The organism is Mesorhizobium sp. M0998 (assembly GCF_040318885.1).
Lineage (GTDB): Bacteria > Pseudomonadota > Alphaproteobacteria > Rhizobiales > Rhizobiaceae > Mesorhizobium.
In genome coordinates, this window is the sequence record NZ_JAMYND010000002.1 from 225188 (window position 1) to 245355 (window position 20168).

Sequence of the window (20168 nt, forward strand, 5' to 3'; positions counted from 1 at the left end):
GGCCGCCGACCGCTCGAGACAGCGCCATCGGCGACCTGCCAGGCGTCAGTCGCGCGATATGGACAGCCCCGCGAGAAGCGGCGCGTACGCGGCGAGCCTGCGGGATACGAACTCCGTGAAGAGCCGTACGCGCTTCGTCTTGCGTGTCTCCCCCTGTGTGAGAAGCCAGAGCGTTCCGTACATGTGCAGGTCGGTGCCCGGCACCCTCGCCAGCAGGGGGTCGGCATCGCCGACGAAGCAGGGCAGTGTCGTGATCCCGAGCCCTTGCCGTACAGCAACGATCTGCGCCTCGGCGTCCGTGGTCCTGAAGGGAACCGCCGTGGTGCGAACCTCACCCTCGCTGGCCCATTCCGGAATTCCATGAATGCTTATGACGATCCACCGGATGGGATCAGGTGCGCCCGCACGCCACGCGGCTAGTCGATCGCAGGACATATAGACGCCGCCGAACAGCTCCGGTCCCTTCAGGCCGTGAAGATTGAGCGGCAGGGTTTTGCGGTCGTAGACGACGCGGATCGCGACGTCGGCCTCTCGGTTGGTCAGATTTGCCAGCTCGCCGGACGACAAGATTTCCATCTCGATGTCCGGATGCAGACGCGCGAAGTCGGCGAAGTCCGGCATGAGCAGGTGTGTCGCGAGGGGCGGTGCCAGCGTCACCCGCAGAAGCCCGCGCACGCTCTGGTCGCGCCCGAAGACGCGCGTCTCCAGCAGGTGCGACGACACTTCCATCTGGTCCGCGAACTCGAGGACCTCCTCGCCCGCAGTCGTCAGGCGGTAGCCCGAAGGCAGCTTTTCGAACATGTGCACCCCGAGGCGTTCCTCGAGCTGGGCGACACGTCGCAGCACGGTCGAGTGGTTCACACCGAGGCGCTCGGCGGCGGCCCGCACCGAGCCTCCGCGCGCGACGGCAAGAAAGTAGCGAACGTCATCCCAGTCGATCATGGTGCAATCCGGCACCGCGCGGTGCGCCTTCCAAAGCCCGTATCTAACACATCGAACAGCAGTACGGGCGGTCATCATAGCCTATGTCGACGCGCGCGGCTCAATTCCGAACGGCGGACGCCGATCGTCGCGGCTGGCGTCAGTCGTCCAGCCGGATCGATTTCGCACCACCGATGTGCGCGCTTCCGCACTCAACAACTGACGCCGGCGGACCCATTTCGAGGTTCTCGGGGGTGTCCCCGCACAACCAAAGGCGAAGGCCTGGAAGGATAAGTCATGGGAAAGCTTGAAGGGAAGGTTGCAGTCATCACCGGCGGCGCTACCGGCATCGGCCGCGCCGCAGCAAAGCGCTTCATCGAGGAGGGCGCCTTCGTTTTCATCTTCGGCCGTCGGCAGGAAGCGCTCGACGCCGCTGTGGCCGACCTCGGGCCCAATGCCCGCGCGGTGAAGGGCTCGGTCTCCGATCTGACCGACCTCGACCGACTTTACGCTGCGGTGAAGGCCGAGCGTGGAACCCTCGACATCGTCTTTGCCAATGCCGGGGCGGGAAGCCAGCTTCGGCTCGGCGAGATCACCGCCGAGCACATTGACGAAACCTTCGACACCAATGTGAAGGGTACGATCTTCACGATCCAGAAGGCGCTGCCGCTGATGAGCGAGGGCGGTTCGATAATCCTGACCGGATCGAGCGCTGGCACCACGGGCGCCCCGGGGATGAGCGCCTACAGCGCGAGCAAGGCGGCAGTGCGCAACCTCGCGCGGACCTGGGCGGAGGACCTAAAGGGCACCGGCATCCGGGTAAACGTGCTGTCGCCCGGGGCCACTGCGACCGAGCTAGCGAAGGAAGCACTAGGCGAGGAGGGCCAGAAGGTCTTCGCCTCGATGACTCCGCTCCAGCGCATGGCCGATCCGGCGGAGATCGGGGCGGCGGCGGCCTTTCTCGCGTCGTCGGACAGCAGCTTCATGACTGCCAGCGAGGTCGCCGTTGACGGCGGTCTTGCGCAACTCTGACGCGCTAACCCAGCGCCGTTGAAGGCCGGGGAAATCAATACCAACACGGATCGGAGAAGATCATGAGCTACGCAATTGTAGGATTCGGTAAGATAGGCCAGGCCCTCGCCCACGCCTTCGCCCGTAAAAACATCGACGTGGCCGTCGCGAGCCGCCGACCGCCCGAGGCGTTGGCGCCGCAGGCTCGGGCGATTGGACCACGGTAGTCGCCAAGTCGCTGCGGGATGCACTCGAGGCCGACACAATCATCTTGGCAGTCCCGTTCGGGGAGCATCGCGAGGTTGCGAAGGCTCTGCCGAGCTGGGAAGGCAAGACAGTCATCGACGCGATGAACGCGTTTCCAGTGCCTGAAGAGCTGGACGGTCTCCCGTCCTCCGCCTTCGTCGCGAAGGCGTTCACCGGCGCCAAGCTCGTCAAAGGGTTCAATCATCTGGGTGCGGCCACTCTGGCTGCCGATCCGATCGTCCAGGGCGGGCACCGTGTCGTCTTTCTGTCGAGCGACGACGAGGACGCGACCGCTCCCGTGGCGGCCTTGGCCAAACAACTCGGGTTCGCACCCGTCAAGCTGGGAAAGCTCAACGAGGGTGGCGCGCTGGTGCACGCGCGCGGCCGCACTTGGGGCCAGCTCATCTTCCAGGATTTGTTCAAGAAGGAGCAGTAATCGATGTACGACCATGTGACTTGGCCCGAGCGATATGATCCGAAAACGTCGGCCATCTACGCACTCAACGACATTGACGTGAAGGCGCCGCCTGAAGCGGTCTGGAAGCTGCTCGTCGAAGCCGAGAATTGGTCGAGCTACTTTCCCGCCGAGGATCAGGTCAAGATTCTGACGGGGGAGCCGGAACTGGCGCTCGGAACGCGATACAGCCGTGTGACGGTTGGATTTCCGATGAGTCTGGTCGTGACGGAATGCGAGCCCCTTCGCAGGCTCGCATGGGCGACGACAGTTGATGGCGACGAGACCGGCTCAAGCGCATACCATGGCTGGGTCATCACGCCTACGGACCATGGCTGCCATGTGCTGACCGAGGAAACGCAGCAGGGCCCCTTCTTCCTCGATGAACTCGGGCGCAAACATCCCGGCGCACTCTATCGGTATCACCAAGACTGGGTCGAAAGCCTCGCCCACGCAGCGGAGGCGGAAACAGCGAAGACGACAGTGGATTGATTGCGCTTCCTGTTTAATTTTGGAGATGAATGAGATGAATATCGAACTCAAAGGCCGCAAGGCCATTGTTACCGGATCCACCGCCGGTATCGGCCGCGCGACGGCGGAGGGGTTGGCACGTGCCGGTGCATCGGTCGTCGTCAACGGCCGTGGAAACGCTCGGGTCGATGAGGCGGTGCGGCAGATGCGGCAGGCCTTCCCCGGCAGCGACATCTCGGGTATCGCCGCTGATCTTGCGACAGCGGAGGGGGCAAAGGCCTTGATCGCGCATGCGCCTGACGCCGATATCCTTGTGAACAACGTCGGTACAGCACACATCCGGAGCTACAACGGCGTCGAGGATATCGCAAATATCCCCGATGAGGACTGGCTTGACCTCTTCCAGTTGAACGTAATGAGTGGCGTGCGCGCGAGCCGTCATTACCTGCCGCGGATGGTGGCGAAAGGCTGGGGCCGCATCGTGTTCATAAGTAGCGAATCCGCAGTCAACATCCCTAAGGAAATGCTCGACTATGGCATGACCAAGACCGCTCAACTCGCGGTCTCACGCGGGCTTGCCGAGGCGGTCGCGGGCACGGGCGTCACCGTCAACGCCGTCCTGCCGGGACCTACCCGCTCTGAGATCCTGGGCAACTTCATGGCGAAACAGGCTGACGCAAATGGAATCACGCAGCACGAAGCCGAGCAGGGCTTCCTGCAGGCGATGCGTCCGACGAGCCTCATCCACCGCTTCGCGACCACCGATGAGGTGGCCAACATGATCATCTACACATGCTCGGAGCAGGCTTCGGCGACCACCGGCGCGGCTTTGCGGGTGGATGGTGGCGTGGTCCGCTTCGTCGCGTAGCAGGACGACCAAATTGTGCCGTTCGCCAACTCGGGTCCGCTGTCGGCCAAGCTGCTGAAGCATGGCACGCTTAAGCCTACAGGGATCTGGCGCACGGCATGCGCACGGTCCACGCATTGCGGGAGCACTCTGAAACTATGCGAGGCACGAGAACGTATTCAGCTACGGCGCCGTCCCCGCTGTGCTCGGCGGCTGTGTGCTCGTCTCGTTGGTCCCGCCCCGGGGCTTAGACCATGATACAAATCCACGGAACATAATGTCTATTGTCCGAGGAATTGATCGGCGCTCCGATCCCAATCCAAAGCATGTGCTGTGAACGGCGCGGTGGATCGATCCCTTTGAGCATCTCTACACATAATCGAAGGTCTATCGCCGACCTGCAAAACGGCTGCTTGTTCTTGCAGAATCGCCCGCGAGCTATCGCCTCCTATCGTTGACCAACAATTTCCGAATATATCCGACAATACTCCACCTACTCTACCGCACGCCCCCTCACTCCCACTCGATTGTTCGGACGGACCATAAGCAGCTAATTTTCGCTCGAAATTTCTCAGTTTAGATGACAATAAGCCGACATGGGGGCTGTCAAAAATCTACGCTGTTGATTTTAAACAGATTTTTCACTGAATATTTTTCGCATGGTTTCGGCATCTATCGAGGTCGATTGCCTCTGAGAACCGATTTTTAGCGGCTGGGAGCCGCTCCGCTAACAGCGGAAAAGTACCGTCATGTCTCTTATAGCAAGGTTTCGTCGCCCGGGCGAGGCTCGTCCAATCCGCGCCCCAGAGCAAGCCTACACGAGGGCCTGACGCACCGTGTCGCCGTGAAGTCAGGTGGCCGGCAAGCCTGGATCGATGCCGGTCATGGCGATGGAGACGTCCCAGAGCCGCTTCGCAAGCGCGGGATCTTCGGCATGCGGCGCGCGCTTTGCTTCGCCGGCTACACCGCGGATTCCGCCAAGGCCGGTGGGACCGTAATAGCCTCCGGGCTTCACCTTGCCGGTCGCAGCCAAAAGTGCCGGCCGCGCGCCCTTGTCGGAGCTATTGAGCAGCAGGCCGACGATTGGGCCTGCGATCTGGACAATCCCCATGTGGCGGCCAAGACTTGTATTGGCGAAGCCAGGGTGAACGCCGATGGCTGTGACGGGCGACTTCGCGGCGCGCAGGCGACGATCCAGTTCGAAGAAGAACAGCGCGTTCGCCAATTTGCTGCCGCCGTAGCGATCGGTCTTGATGTAGCTCTTGTCGGCGTTGAGGTCGTCCCAGTCGATCTTGGCCTTCAGATGCGCGATGCTCGAGGTCACGACCACCCGCGATCCCGGCGTCTCCGCCAGTTTGGGCAGGAGCAGCGAGGTGAGCGCGAACACGCCGAGATGATTGACGCCGAACTGCGATTCGAACCCCTGCTTCGTGCGCGTCAGCGGCGGATTCATGATCGCGGCATTGTTGATGAGCGCATCGATCCGTGGCTCCTTCGCCGCGATCTCGGCTGCGGTGCGAACGCTGTCCAGGTCACCGAGGTCGAGCGGCAACCAGACGAGATCGGCATTCGGCGTGATCCGCTTGATCCGCGCGATGGCGTCCTGCGCCCTGGTCTGCTCGCGGCAGCCAAGCAGGACGCGCGCGCCCCTGGCGGCAAGCACCCGCGCGATTTCGAACCCGACGCCGGCGTTGGCGCCTGTGACGATGAAGCTTTTTCCCGTCTGCTTGGGAACGTTAGCTTCGGTGAAACCCTTGCAATTCGACATTTTCGATCCTTATGTATGAGTGACTACATACTCATTTATGGGCTAGAACTCAGGCGGCAGACCCCTTCCAGAACAGGTCGAACCCGGCCTGCCGGATGGCGTCACTTTCCTGAGGTTTGGCTGTGACCGCGTTGATGCTGATGTCGGCCAAGTCGAAGAGAATGGTATCGATGTAGAAGGCGATCCTGTCAGGCGCGGCATGGCCGGCGAGACACTCCTCCACCATCGTCCGCGCATCCCGCTGGATGGCGTGACACCGGTTCCGGCTTTCCGCTGTCACGCGATCCGACACTTTCAACTGACGAAGGGCCTTGCGCGCCGTGGCGTGAGCCAGTCCCCAGTCAATCAGACGGTTCCAGACCGCGAATAGTCGGTCTTTGGGGGAGGCATCCGCCAGATATGGCGCCAGCATCATCTCTACCAAGTCGGCCTCGATCTCGAGAAAGAGCTGGTTGAGCAGATCGTCCTTGGTCGGAAAGTAAGTGAACAGCGTTCCCTCAGACACGCCAGCAGCCTTTGCGATCTTGGCCGTGGACGCGCCTGTGCCCAGGCTGGCGACGAACTTGGCCGCTGCATCGAGCAGTGCCTGTCGCTTTTCTTCACTGAGGGGACGCGCCATATTTCCGTCCAACGACATTGAGTGAGTACATACTCGATTATATAGGGAATAGCATGAGATTGGTCAAGGGATGTAGCCCCGCATCTTTCGCGGTCCATACCGACCAAGCTCGAATGAAGATTGTGTGGGCACACACCATGAGGCTGCGGCTGCCTTTTCAATAAGGGACGCAGTGGGGATCGAGATGTCTATCGAAAGGGAAATGCATTGAATTCAGGGCCTTGATTGCAGTCCCCGGGGCATCATCATGCCTACTTCGATGAGAGCAGGTGATGGCACGCCCAGCCCTGACCAATCCAAAAGCGTGAACGGCACCACAAGCGGACATTACTCGGTATCTATCGAGATGTGTGAGCCGCCTACACTACGACACAGTTTCCCGCAGTATCCGAAACTACGCTCCCCTCACTCCCACTCGATCGTTTTGAGCCATCGTAACGCGTTGACGCGGCAGCACAAACTTTTCTGCACGCCCTAAAGAACCGACTCTGCGATCCGTCAGAAATCTGCGCTCTTGATTTCAAAAGGGAATTTCGGCGATTCGGGATCGGCTCGGTTTCGGCGACTATCGACAACAATCGGTCTATTTTCGACAGCCGCGCCGCAACAAGCCGCGACCCACTGGGGACCAAAAAAAGGACCGTCAAACACGGCCGAGCGGTCCGCACGGTTGCGCCCGGCATTCGCTCGTCGCCGTGGCGTGCCTCACTTGCCGTATGACGCAAGGAACACCCGTACGCCGGCCGCGGCGTGCCGTCGAAGCTTCGCCGGTTTCGGAATCGACTCGTCACCCAACAGCATGGCCCTGTTCAATGGCTCGCCCATAATCAACCAATTGAACTGGGAAGCGGCGACGGCCGGATCATCGATCGCAAGCAGGCCGTGATCAGCCAAACGCTCGAACAACACTGCCATCGCCGCAATTGCGCGCCCGGGTCCGCCATCGAAGAGTGCCTTTGCCAGTTCCGGGAAGCGGCCGACCTCGCCGATCACCAGACGGCGCAGCTGCATGACGCGCGGCGTGAGCACGGTGGCAAGCTGTCGGTAAGCATAGCGCTGAAGATAATCGGCAATATCTTCGCCCTCGGCGAGTTCGGGCATTTTACTGTGGACCCTATCGCTGGCTCGATTGGTCACGCTGCTCACGATCTCTACGAACAGCGTCTCCTTGCTCGGAAAATTCTTGTAGACGGTCTGTTTCGACACCGCCGCAAGCGCCGCGATCTCGTCCATGTTGGTGGCCAGATAGCCCTTTTGCAGAAACACCTCTGTAGCCGCATCGAGGATGGCCCGGCGCTTTTTCGCCGACCGTCCGTGCGGTTCGAGTTCTTCTGTAGCACCTGCTGAACGCGTCGTGGTCATGCTCCTGGCGTGTCCGCTGCCGATTGACTCATGGGTACTGGACCGTCTAGTTTGATTTGGACCGAGATGCAACGGGGAGAGATCGACAATGCACATCCAGTTCGCGGAGCTTCCAGTGTTCGACCAGGAACGCGCCAAGGCGTTCTACATCGATCACCTGAATTGCCGCATCGTCGCCGATCAGCCCATGAGCAATGATGGCTGGCGATGGATCGAACTCGGATTTCCAGGGGCCGAAACCACCCTCCACTTCCTAAGGCGCAAGGACGAAACACCATCTGAGGGGCCCGTCCTCGTGCTGGTTGACAACGAAATCGAAGTCACCGTTCAGAGACTCAAATCGCGAGGCGCCGAGATCATAGCAGAACCGCGCCCCGCGCCATGGCAACCGGGGCGCGCGATCGCGGAATTTCGGGACAGCGAGGGCAATCGCATGATGATCACCAGCAGATGACGCACTCACCTATCATGACCGCAACTTGCTCTTGCGGTGGCGTCGAACTCAAAGCCTTTGGCAGGCCGATCGTGAGCAGTGCCTGCTACTGCGACGACTGCCGGAAGGGAGCTGATCAGATCGAAGCTTTGCCAGGTGCTGGCGCTATACGCGATCCCGATGGCGGCACCGCATACATCCTCTATCGAAAGGACCGCATCGAGTGCTCCAAGGGGGCCGAATTGCTGAGGGGTTACAAGCTTAAGGAAACTTCAGCCACGAATAGGGTCATCGCCATGTGCTGCAATTCAGCGATGTTAATGAACTTCGATAGAGGTCCACATTGGGTCTCGGTATACAGAGCGCGGTTTCACGGAGAACTCCCGCCACTGCAGCTGCGGATTTGCACGAAGTTCAAGTCGGACAGCGATGTCATTCCTGACGACGTGCCGAGCCACCGGGGTTATCCTCTAGGGTTCGTCGTTAAACTTTTGGCATCGCGCGTGGCGATGTTGCTAGGTCGATAAACCGGCCGCCAGCCTGCGCCATAAGACATTCAGATAGGTGCGCAAATCGGATACAGCCTTGCCGCTCAGGGTTCAGGCCTGAACGAATTTCTGTAGGCGATCCGCCACGATCAGCCCTGCCCGGCTGTTCAAGTGCACGCCGTCGGTGTGAAATAGCCAGCCATTTACGCGGGCGACATCATCCGGACGCTGCCGCAGCACCAGTACGCGAAAAGCATCGCGATAGAATGGAAGAAAGTTGAACGCCGTGTAGGCCGGCCAGGCGAGGCGCGAGCCGCCTCGGTGAGCGCCTCATGGAGCGGGACATAGCCGCAGCGTTCCTCGTGCGCGATGGCCGCCACGATCGCAGAATATTCCTTGATCCGCCGGTTGAGCTCGCTCTGGAACGGGTCGTCCGAATCCGGCGCTTCTTCTATCGGAGGGAGCGAGCAAAGGCCGATCTCCGCCGCCGTCTCGCGCCTCAGCCTGCGTGCTATCTCGGCCAGATTCTCGTGGAACCAATCGGGCGAAGGCGTGCGGGGCAGACGCTTCCAAAACGTAAAGAACCGCCGCACTTTGCGTGACACGAGCGTGAGAACATCATTCCCGCCGACCCAGACGATGACCTTGTCGGGACGACAGGCGAGCACATCCGGCAAGCGCTGCAGCGCGTTGTAGGCCAAGTCGCCGCCGACACCAAAATTCCGGAACTCAAATTGCCCGTTGCCCGGCCGCCGGCGGAGCTCCGCCATCCAATCGAATGCCTGGCCCTTGCCCGCCGTGCTGCTCGACCCGAGGCACGCCACGATTTTTCGTTGAGAATTCACCATCGTGACTCGGCCAAGCCAGAGTGAGAAATCGTCGCCTTATGCTCTTCCCAAAACGGCCGGCCCAGTCATGAGTTTCAGGTCGGATTCCGCGGCGTTTTCCAACATCCATGGACAGGCATAATAATCTTCGATGCGATCGATGACGCGACCGGCGACATGGACACGAACCGGCCACGCGACCTGCCACCGGTCGCCTCGCTGGAAGAGCACGATCAGGACAGGCTCTCCGTCGATCGCCCCCAACTCCATGGTCCACGTCTCCGGGTTTCGCTCGTATTCGACGAAATAGGGAGAACTTCTGACCAGGCCGTCGAAGCAGTCGGCGACCCGCAACCGAGCATCGGCGCTGGTCAGGCTCCGCACGCCATCCCAGTCATGGCGGTTGAAGAGGTCAACATAGCGCTGCAAGAGCCGCGCGGTGTCGGGATCAAGCGGACGGTTCGGTTCACCGGCAGGTTCAGCGGGCAAGTCGGCGAGCTTCGCCCGTCCGCGGGAGAGCGCGGCTTTGACGCCCCCAACCGTAGAGTCCACGAGTTCTGCGGTCTCTTCCAGCGAATAGTCGAACACGTCCTTCAAGAGGATGCAGGCGCGCTCCTTGGGCGGCAAGCGGCCAACCAGCCGTTCGATGGCGCGGCGTGCATCGGTCGCTGCCGGCTCTGCAGAGACAACGCCGATGTCGTCCGAATAGCCGTGCTCCGCGCGCTCGCGCACATCGCGTCGCCTCAGAAAGTCGATGCAGCGATTGTGAGCGATGCGAAACAACCAGGGTTTTAGCCTGCGGGGATCATCGAGGGTCTTAATCTTCGTGTAGGCCTCGAACAGCGTCTCCTGCACGAGATCCTCACCGTCGAGGCGTGAGCCCGTCATGCGGGCGCAGTAGCGATGCAGTTGGGCGCGGACGCCTGACACCGTCTCGAGGAAGGCGCGATATCGCGCATCGAACAGGCCGGTCGGTCGCTTGGGCATGTCCTTCAGCTGCCACATCTTGGTTTCAATTTGCCAGTCATGCGACCTCCTGACCTTCAGCGCGTGTTGCTGCGGTTGCGGCCAGACCAAGCTTGGGGCGAACCCATTGTGCCAACCGCGCGATCGCGTCGTCGGCTTCGGGAGCGCGGCCGGCCATCATCTGGAACGAGTGCAGCATCCCCGGAAATACGTCTAAGCGCATCTCGACGCCGGCGGCTTTCGCGCGGTCGGCGAGCGCTCGGCTGTCGTCGAGCAGGGTTTCGTCTCCACCCACTTGCAGATAGATCGGCGGCAGGCCCTTCAGATCGGCAAAGATCGGGCTGGCGAGTGGATGCCGGGGATCGGTCCCCGCAAGGACTTGCGATACCAGCATATCCACGACCGCCTTCTGGAAGAAGGCGTCCTTCTCGCGGTTGCTTTCGTAGGAGTGCCCGCTCGCCGACAGATCATACCAGCCAGAGATGCTGAGGATCGCGGCCGGCAGCGGCCGTCCCGCATCGCGGAGTTTCATCGCCGCCGCAACGATCAGGCCAGCACCAGCGGAATCGCCTGCAGCTATGGTGTGCTTCGGCGCGACACCCTGCTCGGCGAGCCATTCGAACGCGGTCACGGCCTGCTCGATTTGGCGCGGAAACTTGCTCTGGAAAACGTAGTCGTACGTAGCGAGCAGAGCGTAACAGCCGATCGCCTTAGCAAGGTGTCCGACCATCTTGCGATGGGTCCAGATCGATCCGCCGACATAGCCACCGCCGTGCAGGTAAAGCATGACCCGGTCTTTGGCCGCCGTTTTTGGCTGAACCCACAGCGCGGTCTTGTCGCCGACGTTCGTCTCGACGTAATCGACGCCGCCCGGTTCTGCCGTCAAAACGGACCACTCGGATGCTTCCTGTGGCGATTCTCGACCGCTGCGAAAAGCCTCCGCGAGCGTTTCGTAGTGTATCTTGTTCGCTAGGCTCTGCTTGCTGTTCATTTGTCACGCTCCAATTCGTCCAGGAGGGCGATGTTAAGGATGACCGTGCCCATGAACAGCTAAGACGGATGAACCCAGCGAAAGGATACGTGGCCGGCAGATGCAACGCCTCGCCGGTGGCAGTTGCCGCGGACCCCGGGTGTCAAACCCAGCAAGGCTAGGCTGCTCCACCCTTCTCTGTGGGACGTTCGTTCCAGACATTCGCCGATCGGCCAGATGCTTCGTCTATGCCGTCGCCGGGTGGCCGGGGGCTGGGACTATTGACTATTATCGCCGAGCCAACATCGCCTTAAACGTGCTGCTCTATCCTCTTCTACTCCGCACTACTCCTCGTCACTCCCACTCGATGGTGCCTGGCGGTTTGCTCGTCACGTCGTAGACGACGCGGTTGATGCCGCGTACCTCGTTGATGATGCGGGTGGCGGCTGCTCCCAGGAATGCCATGTCGTAATGGTAGAAGTCTGCCGTCATGCCGTCGACCGAGGTGACGGCGCGCAGCGCGCAGACGAACTCGTAGGTGCGGCCGTCGCCCATCACGCCGACGGTCTGCACCGGCAGCAGCACGGCGAAGGCCTGCCAGATGGCGTCGTAGAGTCCGGCCTTGCGGATCTCGTCGAGATAGATGGCGTCGGCCTCGCGCAGGATCTCCAGCTTTTCGCGGGTGATGCCGCCCGGACAGCGGATGGCGAGACCGGGACCGGGGAACGGATGCCGGCCAATGAAGCTGTCGGGCAGGCCGAGCTCCTTGCCGAGCGCCCTCACCTCGTCCTTGAACAATTCGCGCAGCGGCTCGACCAGCTGCATGTTCATGCGTTCGGGCAAGCCGCCGACATTGTGATGCGACTTGATGGTCACCGACGGGCCGCCGCTGAAAGAGACGCTTTCGATGACGTCGGGATAGAGGGTGCCTTGTGCCAGGAAATCGGCGCCGCCGAGCTTCTCGGCCTCCTCCTCGAACACTTCGATGAACAGCCGCCCGATGGTCTTGCGCTTCTTCTCGGGGTCCGACTCGCCCTCGAGCGCGCCGATGAAACGGTCCGAAGCGTCGACCAGGATCAGCGGCAGATTGTAATGCTGGCGAAACATCTCCACCACGCCTGATGCCTCGTCCTTGCGCATCAGACCGTGGTCGACAAGGATGCAGGTGAGCTGGTCGCCGACCGCCTCGTGGATCAGCAAGGCCGCGACCGAGGAATCGACGCCGCCCGACAGCGCGCAGATCACCTTGCCCTTGCCGACCTGTTTGCGGATCGTCTCGACCGCGTGCTCGCGGTAGGCGCGCATCGTCCAATCGCCTTCGATGCCGGCGATGTTGTGGACGAAGTTGCGGAGCAGCCTGGCGCCGTCCGGCGTATGCACCACTTCGGGGTGGAACATGAGGCCGTACATTTTGCGCTCGACATTGCCGAAGATGGCGAAGGGCGAGCCCTCCGATTTTCCGAGCACCTCGAACCCCTTGGGCAGGGAGATGACGCGATCGCCATGGCTCATCCACACCTGGTGGCGCTGGCCGGGCGCCCACAGGCCCTCGAACAACGGGCTGTCCTTGGCGATCTCGACGAAGGCGCGGCCGAATTCGCGATGATCGGAGCTTTCGGCGACGCCGCCCATCTGCACGCACATCGCCATCTGGCCATAGCAGATGCCGAGCACCGGCACGCCGGCATCGAAGACGATCTGCGGCGCGCGCGGGCTGCCGATGTCGCCGGTCGAGGCCGGGCCTCCGGACAGGATCACCGCCTTCGGATCGATGCGCTTGAACGCCGCCTCGGCCGACTGGAAGGGCACGATCTCGGAAAAGACGCCGGCCTCGCGGATGCGGCGGGCAATCAGCTGGGTGAACTGGCTGCCGAAATCGACAATCAGGACGGTGTCGGGATGATTGGCTGTTTTCATGGCGAGCGTTTAGAGAAAGAAACGAGTCGGCGCAATGGGTTGTGAGGTCGCGCTTTCACTTCGATTCCGGTGTGTTGTCCTGAACGCCAGAGGCTTTGTCCAATGCATCAGTTTGCGTTGTATCGAGTGACCGCAAGGCGCCCATCAGCGCCGCGAAACGCTCGTGACCAAGGCGGGCAACATAGCTCCGTTCGATCTGCAGCTTGATGCGGTCGCCATCGCGCAGGGCGTTCAGGCCCTTGCGGGTGTAGCGCACAAGCTTGCCGCGACCGTCTTGCGGATCGGGCAGACGGTGCAACACACCTTCCGTCTCCAGGCCATCGAGCAATTGCTGAATCGCCTGCTTTGAGATCGCCGAGCGCTCGATCAGCGCCGACTGGCGCATGCCGCCGCGCGGGATATGTCCAAGCAGGCCGGCACGCGCTTCGGTGAACCAGTGATGGCCGGCAGCGCGCATCGCAGCGGCGAACTCGGTCTGCCAGGCGCGGCTCGCCTGCCACAGCCGCCAACCTATGTGATCCGGCAGCGCTTCAGGTTTTTCGTCAAGGCCCTTGACCAAATTCTTCTCGCCCGATACATAGTCAAGCATCTTGACTACTAGTTCACTCTAAGTGGCGATGCCGGTCAAGGCAATCGGCGACTTCAATTCAGGAGGAAATCATGGCAGCACTTCAGAAGGAAGCCCTTGCAATGCTCATTCCGGGCATGACCCATGTGTTGGAACGAAACGGCAAGGAGGCTTACGTCTATTTTGAAAGCGGGGGTGCCGCGCACATGCTGCTCGACGATGGCGAGGCGCGACGCGGGCGCTGGCGGATGCTCGATGACGGTTATGTCGCCGACTGGGACACCGGCGCGACCGGACGCTGGACCCTCGATCACGAGCCCGGGTCAGTCACTTACATCAATCGCGACAACGCCGTTCGCTTCAGGATGATCGGCGTGCTGTTCGGCAACGCTAAGAACCTGCCGCCCCAACAAGCTTGAAGTCGATCGCGCCTGAGGCGATCGCCTGTTCCAGCAGTTGCACCGCCGCGGCCAGCTTCTCGTCGATGACGTGCAGATATTCGGTCCAGTCGCCAACGTGTCTCAGATCGGCCGCGCCGTCAGAAATGCCGCGCAGGCCGATAAGCGGAACGTCGAACAGCTGGCAGGCGCGCAGGCAGGCGAAGGTCTCCATATCGACCATGTCGGCGGCGATCGCGTCGTAGGCGGCGCCGGTGACGATTGCCGCCCCGGTCGACAGCGTCGCCTGTCTGACGCCTGGTATCCTGAACGGCAGCGGCACGCTGACAGGCAGGTCGAGGAACGGGGTGGCGCCCTTCTCGAACCCCAGGGGCGAGGCGTCCATGTCGCGGTAGCCAACCGAAACGGCCTGGTAGATTTCCGTCTGCTCCAGCGTCCGGCTGCCCGCCGACCCGAGCGACACGACGAGATCGGGCAGCGCCATCCCGGCATGCAGCCGGGATAGTTCGGCGCTGAGTCCGACGCCGGCCTCGACCGGCCCGACGCCGGTCAGCAGCGGCGTGAACAGCCGCTGCAGGTGTGGACCGTATTCGGCCTCGGCCGCCATGACGAAGAGAACGGACTTGCCGGAGATCGGGGTGAGCTCACCAGGTGTCTTGCCGGCCATGATCGTCCATCCTCCCCTGCCCGCTCCTCAGCCCTCGATGCCGTCGCGGCCGAGCACTGTCATCATCGTTCCGGTCATCGTGGCGATCAGCTTGGCCTCGCCGTCGACGGCGAACGCATAGGCTTGTCCGTCGGCGACGATGATGGTGCGGCCGGGCTTGGTCACCGAGCCGCGGAACAGGAAGCGCTCGCCCCTGCCGGGCGCCAGCAGATTGACCTTGAACTCGATGGTCAGCACGCCGGAATTTTCCGGCATCAGCGAGAATGCCGCATAGCCGCAGGCCGAGTCGAGAGCCGTCGAAATGACGCCGGCATGGAGAAAGCCGTGCTGCTGCGTCAGCGCCGCAGAATAGGGCATTTCGATCTCGATGATGCCGGGCGTCACCAGCGTCAGCTCGGCGCCAATCGTCATCATCGCGTTCTGGCGCGCGAAGGACGTCCTGACGCGGTCCTCATAATCGGGAGCAGGAACGATCTTTGCTGCCATGGCCGTCGCCCTTCGTTTCTCGGCAAATCTTATTGCAAAGGCATTTATCGCAGAGGGGTGGGCGGCAGGCAATCGCAAATGCTGCACTGCAGCATTCGGCTTAGCCCTGTATCGATGGCAACGATTCAGCCGGCCCGCCGCAGCGCGCAGAAGTAAAAGCCGTCGGTGCCGCTCAGCAATGGCGACAGCGAAATGCCGCCCGCAGCGCCAATGCGCATTGCCGCTTCGTGGCTCGCAAAACGGCTGTCCCAAAGCTGGCGGTGATCGAGCGGGACAAAACCGGGATGGCGGCCCCGGAAGGCCGAAACCTGGTCGCCATTCTCCTCGTCGAACACCGAACAGGTGATGTAGACCAGCAGGCCGCCGGGTTTGACGAAGTCCCTGGCGGCATCGAGGATCGTCTCCTGCTCGCCCTTGCGGGCGTCGAGCTGTCTTTGCGTCAGCCGCCATTTAGCATCCGGCCGGCGCCGCCAGGTGCCGCTGCCGGTGCAGGGCGCATCGATCAGGACGATATCCATGTGCTTGCCGAGCGGCGCCAGCTCGGCCGGCCTTGTGACGACCTGCACATTGCGGTTTTCCGAACGGCGGATGCGATCGAAGATCGGCGCCAGCCGTGCCTTCTCGGCATCGTGGGCGAATATCTGGCCGCGATTGTCCATCGCCGCGGACAGCACCAGCGTCTTGCCGCCGGCGCCGGCGCAGAAGTCGAGCACCTGCATTCCAGGCTCGGCGCCGGCCAGTTCGGCCGCAATCTGCGAACCCTCGTCCTGAACCTCGAACCAGCCTTTCTGGAAGGCCGGTTCGGCCTGCACGTTCGGGTGCCTGCCATCGCCCTCGATCGGCGGGATGCGGATGCCGTGCGGCGCGATCCGGGCAGGCTTGGCGCCCGTCTCCGCCAGTTCCGCCAGCACCTTGCCGCGATCGGCCTTTAGCGTGTTGACCCTGAGGTCGAGCGGCGGGCGCGTCGCCAGCGCGGCACCCTCTTCCACCCAGGCCGTGCCGAACGCCCGTTCGAACAGCGGCATGCACCAGTCGGGGATGTCTGCCCTGACGGCCGGCCGCGCATCGGCGAGCCGGCGACCGCCGAGCGTTTTCAATTCGTCGGCGGTAAGCAGCGGCGGCGCGAACTTGTCGCCTTCGAGCGCCTCGTTCAGCGACTGCGCCGTCTGGCCCCATTCGAGCAGCAGCGCGCCGAAGCCGATGGCGCGCGGCGTGTCTTCGCCGAGCAGCCAGCCGGCCGAGCGCTTGCGGCGCAGCGCGTCGTAGACGATGTTGCCGATCGCGGCGCGGTCGCCGCCGCCGGCGAAGCGGTGCGACAGGCCCCAGTCCTTCAGCGCATCGGCCACCGGCCGGTGGCGCCGGCCAATGTCGTCAAGCACTTCAATGGCTGCCGCCAGCCGCCCGCCCAGTCTCATTGTCGTCTTCCATTACTCAGTAAATTAATTCCGGCCCTGCTCTTAGAGCTTTTCGTGCCCCGATTGAAACAGTTCTGTTTCGCCGACGGCGAGACGATCCATGCCGACGGGTGACGAATGTGGGTTGGTGCATCGCGAGCCGCGGCCACCAGGCGGGCGCCGGCATGCGTAACGAACAATTCGATCAATATATTACACGTTTCTAATGTGCGTGTCCGGCGCTCACAAGCATAGCGGCTTGCGAAACTGCTCTGCTTTGCAAGTTTTCCGGTTGCGAATACTCTTTGCGCGGTGATTCGCGTCGCAGAAAAAGCGGAGCCGCGGGTCGATACGAGGAGAGGGCAATGAAAACTTATCTGGCGGAAGTTCTAGGCACGTTTCTATTGGTGTTCATCGGCACGGCTTCGGTGGTGACGGGCGGCTTCGGCGGCGCGCTACCGCTCGGCCAGGAAGGTATCGGTCTGGCGTTCGGCATCGGCCTGATAGCGGCCGCTTACGCGATCGGCCCGATTTCGGGCGCGCACCTCAATCCGGCGGTGACGCTCGGTGTGTTCCTCGCCGGGCGGATGCCGGCCAGGGATGTCATTCCCTACTGGATCGCGCAGGTCATCGGCGCCATCATCGCGTCGCTGGCGCTGTGGATCATCGTCTCCGGACAGGTCGGCGGCCACACCGGCGGCTTCGGCGCCAATGGCTGGGACGTGACGAAATGGGGCGTCAGCTCGGCCTTCCTGTGGGAGCTGATCGGCACCTTCACCTTCGTCACGGTGATCCTCGGCGTCACCAACGCCAAGCACACGACGGCCTTCGCCGGTCTGGTCATCGGCCTGACGCTGGCCGGACTGCACTTCGCCATCATTCCGGTGACCGGCACATCGCTCAACCCGGCCCGTTCGATCGGACCGGCGCTGTTTTCGGGAACTGCGGCGATCAGCCAGCTCTGGCTGTTCATCGTCGCGCCGCTGATCGGCGGCGCCATCGCCGGTGTGGTCGCCAAGGCCGGTATCTTCGAGAAGGACTGATTTTTCGAAGGCTTCATCGAAAAGGCGCGGGTCAAGGCCCGCGCCTTTTTGTTGCGTCGAGAATTCGTATGCCCGGATCAGGCCGCGAGGTCGAAACGGTCGGCGTTCATCACCTTGGTCCAGGCGGCGACGAAATCCCTGACGAACTTCCGCCCGGCGTCGGCCGAGCCGTAGACCTCGGCCAGCGCCCGCAGTTGCGCGTGCGAGCCGAAGATCAGGTCGGCGCGGGTGCCGGTCCACTTGACTGCCCTGGTCTTGCGGTCGCGCGCTTCGTAGACTTCATCGGAACCGGCGGCCGGATCCCAGATCGTGTTCATGGAGAGCAGGTTGACGAAGAAATCGTTGGTCAACGTGCCCGGCCTGTCGGTGAACACCCCGTGCTTCGACTGACCGGTGTTGGCGCCGAGCACCCGCAACCCGCCGACGAGCACCGTCATCTCCGGCGCCGTCAAGGTCAGCAGCTGCGCCCGGTCGACCAGCATCGCTTCGACCGACAGCGGCGGCTTGCCCCTGACATAATTGCGGAAGCCATCGACTTTCGGCTCGAGCGCGGCGAAGGACTGGACATCCGTCTGGTCCTGCGAGGCGTCCATGCGGCCTGGCGTGAACGGCACCCCCACGTCATGGCCGCCGTCTTTCGCCGCCTTCTCGATCGCGGCGACGCCGCCAAGCACGATCAGGTCGGCAAGCGAGACCTTCTTGCCGCCGGACTGCGAGTTATTGAAGCCCTTCTGGATGCCTTCGAGTGTCTCGAGCACCTTGGCCAGTTGCGCCGGCTGGTTGACCTCCCAATCCTTCTGCGGCGCCAGGCGGATGCGTGCGCCGTTGGCGCCGCCGCGCTTGTCGGAGCCGCGGAAAGTCGAGGCCGAGGCCCAGGCGGTCGAAACCAGTTCTGAAACGGAGAGGCCGGAGGCCAGGATCTTCGCCTTCAGCGAGGCGATGTCCTGCTCGCTGACCAGCTCGTGGTCGATTGCCGGTATCGGGTCCTGCCAGATCAGCTCTTCCTTCGGCACGAGCGGGCCGAGATAGCGGACGGCCGGACCCATGTCGCGATGCGTCAGCTTGAACCAGGCGCGGGCGAAGGCATCGGCGAACTGATCAGGATTCTGATGGAAGCGCCGCGAAATCTTCTCGTAGGCCGGGTCGACGCGTAGCGCGAGGTCGGTGGTCAGCATCGCCGGCGCGCGGCGCTTCGAGGGATCGTGCGCGTCCGGCACGGTGCCTCCACCGGCGCCACCCTTCGGCGTCCACTGATGGGCGCCGGCCGGGCTCTTGGTCAGCTCCCATTCGAAGCCGAACAGATTGTCGAAGAAGTTGTTGCTCCATTTGGTCGGCGTCGTGGTCCAGGTCACCTCGAGGCCCGAGGTGATGGCGTCGCCGGCAATGCCGGTGGCATGCCTGCTCGACCAGCCGAGGCCCTGCGCCTCGATGCCGGCGCCTTCCGGCTCCGGGCCGACGAGCGATGCATCGCCGGCGCCATGGGTCTTGCCGAAGGTATGGCCGCCGGCGATGAGCGCCACGGTTTCCTCATCGTTCATGGCCATGCGAGCGAAGGTCTCGCGGATGTCGCGCGCCGCGGCCAATGGATCGGGCGTGCCGTTCGGGCCTTCCGGGTTGACGTAGATCAGCCCCATCTGCACGGCGCCGAGATGGCCCTGAAGTTCGCGGTCGCCGGAATAGCGCTCGTCGGCGAGCCACTTGGTTTCCGATCCCCAGTCGACGTCCTGCTCCGGCTCCCAGACATCGGCGCGACCGCCGGCGAAGCCGAAGGTCTTGAAGCCCATCGATTCCAGCGCGACGTTGCCGGTGAGGATCAACAGGTCGGCCCAGGAGATCTTCCTGCCGTATTTCTGCTTGACCGGCCACAGCAGCCGGCGCGCCTTGTCGAGATTGGCGTTGTCTGGCCAGCTGTTGAGCGGCGCGAAACGCTGCTGGCCGGCGCCGGCGCCGCCACGGCCGTCGCCGATGCGATAGGTACCGGCGCTGTGCCAGGCCATGCGGATGAAGAGCGGGCCGTAATGGCCGAAATCGGCCGGCCACCAATCCTGCGAATCGGTCATCACCTGGTGCAGATCCCTGATCACCGCATCGAGATCGAGGCTCTTGAATTCCTTGGCGTAGTCGAAGTCCTCGTCCATCGGGTCCGACAGGCTGGACTGCTGATGGAGGACACCAAGGTCAAGCTGGTTCGGCCACCAGTCACGGTTGCTCCTCCTGGCCGATCCATGTGGGACCGGGCATTTGCCGGCGCTGTTGTCGTCGGTTTTCGCGTCCATCTTTGCCTCCGATTTGTTGATTTTTCGGGATTTTGT

General features: G+C 62.6%; 20 protein-coding genes and 2 pseudogenes. 9 read left to right on the forward strand and 13 right to left on the reverse strand.

Annotated elements, in window-relative coordinates; all coding sequences use genetic code 11:
- Positions 1 to 45: 45 nt before the first annotated feature.
- Entirely contained in the window at positions 46 to 942 is an 897-nt protein-coding gene (locus NKH59_RS03000; RefSeq protein WP_352502130.1) for a LysR family transcriptional regulator, read from the reverse strand.
- Positions 943 to 1218: 276 nt separating this feature from the next.
- On the opposite strand from NKH59_RS03000, the gene NKH59_RS03005 reads away from it, so the two are divergent.
- The 5 genes and pseudogenes from NKH59_RS03005 to NKH59_RS03025 all read left to right on the forward strand — a co-directional run.
- Positions 1219 to 1953, forward strand: coding sequence for an SDR family NAD(P)-dependent oxidoreductase (locus NKH59_RS03005; RefSeq protein ID WP_352473458.1), 735 nt, complete (start codon positions 1219 to 1221; stop codon positions 1951 to 1953).
- 62 nt (positions 1954 to 2015) lie between these two features.
- Positions 2016 to 2614: pseudogene (locus tag NKH59_RS03010) on the forward strand (NADPH-dependent F420 reductase).
- 3 nt (positions 2615 to 2617) lie between these two features.
- Complete coding sequence (locus NKH59_RS03015; protein ID WP_352450990.1) at positions 2618 to 3124, forward strand: SRPBCC domain-containing protein; 507 nt, start codon at positions 2618 to 2620, stop codon at positions 3122 to 3124.
- Positions 3125 to 3158: 34 nt separating this feature from the next.
- On the forward strand, positions 3159 to 3971 hold the full coding sequence (locus NKH59_RS03020) for an SDR family NAD(P)-dependent oxidoreductase (protein WP_352473461.1): 813 nt from the start codon (positions 3159 to 3161) through the stop codon (positions 3969 to 3971).
- A gap of 3 nt (positions 3972 to 3974) precedes the next feature.
- Positions 3975 to 4087, forward strand: a pseudogene (locus NKH59_RS03025) (alpha/beta fold hydrolase); the annotation flags it as partial.
- Between the two features lie 713 nt (positions 4088 to 4800).
- Here NKH59_RS03025 and NKH59_RS03030 read toward each other — a convergent pair.
- The 3 genes from NKH59_RS03030 to NKH59_RS03040 all read right to left on the reverse strand — a co-directional run bounded on the left by NKH59_RS03030 (position 4801) and on the right by NKH59_RS03040 (position 7699).
- Complete coding sequence (locus NKH59_RS03030) at positions 4801 to 5718, reverse strand: oxidoreductase (RefSeq protein ID WP_353020802.1); 918 nt, start codon at positions 5716 to 5718, stop codon at positions 4801 to 4803.
- Positions 5719 to 5767: 49 nt separating this feature from the next.
- A complete protein-coding gene (locus tag NKH59_RS03035) occupies positions 5768 to 6337 on the reverse strand; it encodes a TetR/AcrR family transcriptional regulator (RefSeq protein WP_353020804.1) in 570 nt (189 codons plus the stop codon).
- A 705-nt stretch (positions 6338 to 7042) separates the two neighbouring features.
- On the reverse strand, positions 7043 to 7699 hold the full coding sequence (locus tag NKH59_RS03040; RefSeq protein ID WP_352473464.1) for a TetR/AcrR family transcriptional regulator: 657 nt from the start codon (positions 7697 to 7699) through the stop codon (positions 7043 to 7045).
- An 88-nt stretch (positions 7700 to 7787) separates the two neighbouring features.
- On the opposite strand from NKH59_RS03040, the gene NKH59_RS03045 reads away from it, so the two are divergent.
- Positions 7788 to 8153, forward strand: a complete 366-nt coding sequence (locus NKH59_RS03045) for a VOC family protein (RefSeq protein WP_353020806.1) — start codon at positions 7788 to 7790, stop codon at positions 8151 to 8153.
- A gap of 14 nt (positions 8154 to 8167) precedes the next feature.
- Positions 8168 to 8659 (forward strand): GFA family protein, encoded by a 492-nt coding sequence (locus NKH59_RS33460; RefSeq protein WP_502904857.1) that lies wholly within the window; start codon positions 8168 to 8170, stop codon positions 8657 to 8659.
- Between the two features lie 164 nt (positions 8660 to 8823).
- Here the strand turns inward: NKH59_RS33460 and NKH59_RS03050 are convergent, their stop codons facing one another.
- The 5 genes from NKH59_RS03050 to NKH59_RS03070 all read right to left on the reverse strand — a co-directional run bounded on the left by NKH59_RS03050 (position 8824) and on the right by NKH59_RS03070 (position 13889).
- Positions 8824 to 9468 (reverse strand): SGNH/GDSL hydrolase family protein, encoded by a 645-nt coding sequence (locus NKH59_RS03050; RefSeq protein WP_353020809.1) that lies wholly within the window; start codon positions 9466 to 9468, stop codon positions 8824 to 8826.
- A 36-nt stretch (positions 9469 to 9504) separates the two neighbouring features.
- Positions 9505 to 10452: an RNA polymerase sigma factor gene (locus tag NKH59_RS03055; RefSeq protein ID WP_353020811.1), complete on the reverse strand. Its 948-nt coding sequence runs from the start codon at positions 10450 to 10452 to the stop codon at positions 9505 to 9507.
- 19 nt (positions 10453 to 10471) lie between these two features.
- Positions 10472 to 11404, reverse strand: coding sequence for an alpha/beta hydrolase (locus tag NKH59_RS03060; protein ID WP_352473468.1), 933 nt, complete (start codon positions 11402 to 11404; stop codon positions 10472 to 10474).
- Positions 11405 to 11737: 333 nt separating this feature from the next.
- Entirely contained in the window at positions 11738 to 13300 is a 1563-nt protein-coding gene (gene guaA, locus NKH59_RS03065) for a glutamine-hydrolyzing GMP synthase (RefSeq protein WP_352473470.1), read from the reverse strand.
- Between the two features lie 55 nt (positions 13301 to 13355).
- Positions 13356 to 13889, reverse strand: a complete 534-nt coding sequence (locus NKH59_RS03070; RefSeq protein WP_353020813.1) for a MarR family winged helix-turn-helix transcriptional regulator — start codon at positions 13887 to 13889, stop codon at positions 13356 to 13358.
- A gap of 71 nt (positions 13890 to 13960) precedes the next feature.
- On the opposite strand from NKH59_RS03070, the gene NKH59_RS03075 reads away from it, so the two are divergent.
- Positions 13961 to 14287 (forward strand): hypothetical protein, encoded by a 327-nt coding sequence (locus tag NKH59_RS03075; RefSeq protein WP_353020814.1) that lies wholly within the window; start codon positions 13961 to 13963, stop codon positions 14285 to 14287.
- Here the strand turns inward: NKH59_RS03075 and NKH59_RS03080 are convergent.
- The 3 genes from NKH59_RS03080 to NKH59_RS03090 all read right to left on the reverse strand — a co-directional run bounded on the left by NKH59_RS03080 (position 14259) and on the right by NKH59_RS03090 (position 16834).
- Entirely contained in the window at positions 14259 to 14933 is a 675-nt protein-coding gene (locus NKH59_RS03080) for a 5'-methylthioadenosine/S-adenosylhomocysteine nucleosidase (RefSeq protein WP_352614849.1), read from the reverse strand. The genes NKH59_RS03075 and NKH59_RS03080 overlap by 29 nt on opposite strands.
- Positions 14934 to 14960: 27 nt before the next feature.
- Entirely contained in the window at positions 14961 to 15419 is a 459-nt protein-coding gene (locus NKH59_RS03085; protein WP_023677140.1) for a PaaI family thioesterase, read from the reverse strand.
- A gap of 125 nt (positions 15420 to 15544) precedes the next feature.
- The gene (locus tag NKH59_RS03090) at positions 15545 to 16834 is read right to left on the reverse strand and encodes an RsmB/NOP family class I SAM-dependent RNA methyltransferase (RefSeq protein ID WP_353020816.1); all 1290 of its coding nucleotides are present in this window, start codon (positions 16832 to 16834) and stop codon (positions 15545 to 15547) included.
- Between the two features lie 344 nt (positions 16835 to 17178).
- Here NKH59_RS03090 and NKH59_RS03095 point away from each other — a divergent pair, with 344 nt between their 5' ends.
- A complete protein-coding gene (locus NKH59_RS03095) occupies positions 17179 to 17856 on the forward strand; it encodes an MIP/aquaporin family protein (protein ID WP_352541796.1) in 678 nt (225 codons plus the stop codon).
- A 77-nt stretch (positions 17857 to 17933) separates the two neighbouring features.
- Here the strand turns inward: NKH59_RS03095 and katG are convergent, their stop codons facing one another.
- Positions 17934 to 20132: a catalase/peroxidase HPI gene (gene katG / locus NKH59_RS03100; RefSeq protein ID WP_353020819.1), complete on the reverse strand. Its 2199-nt coding sequence runs from the start codon at positions 20130 to 20132 to the stop codon at positions 17934 to 17936.
- Between the last annotated feature and the right edge of the window lie 36 nt (positions 20133 to 20168).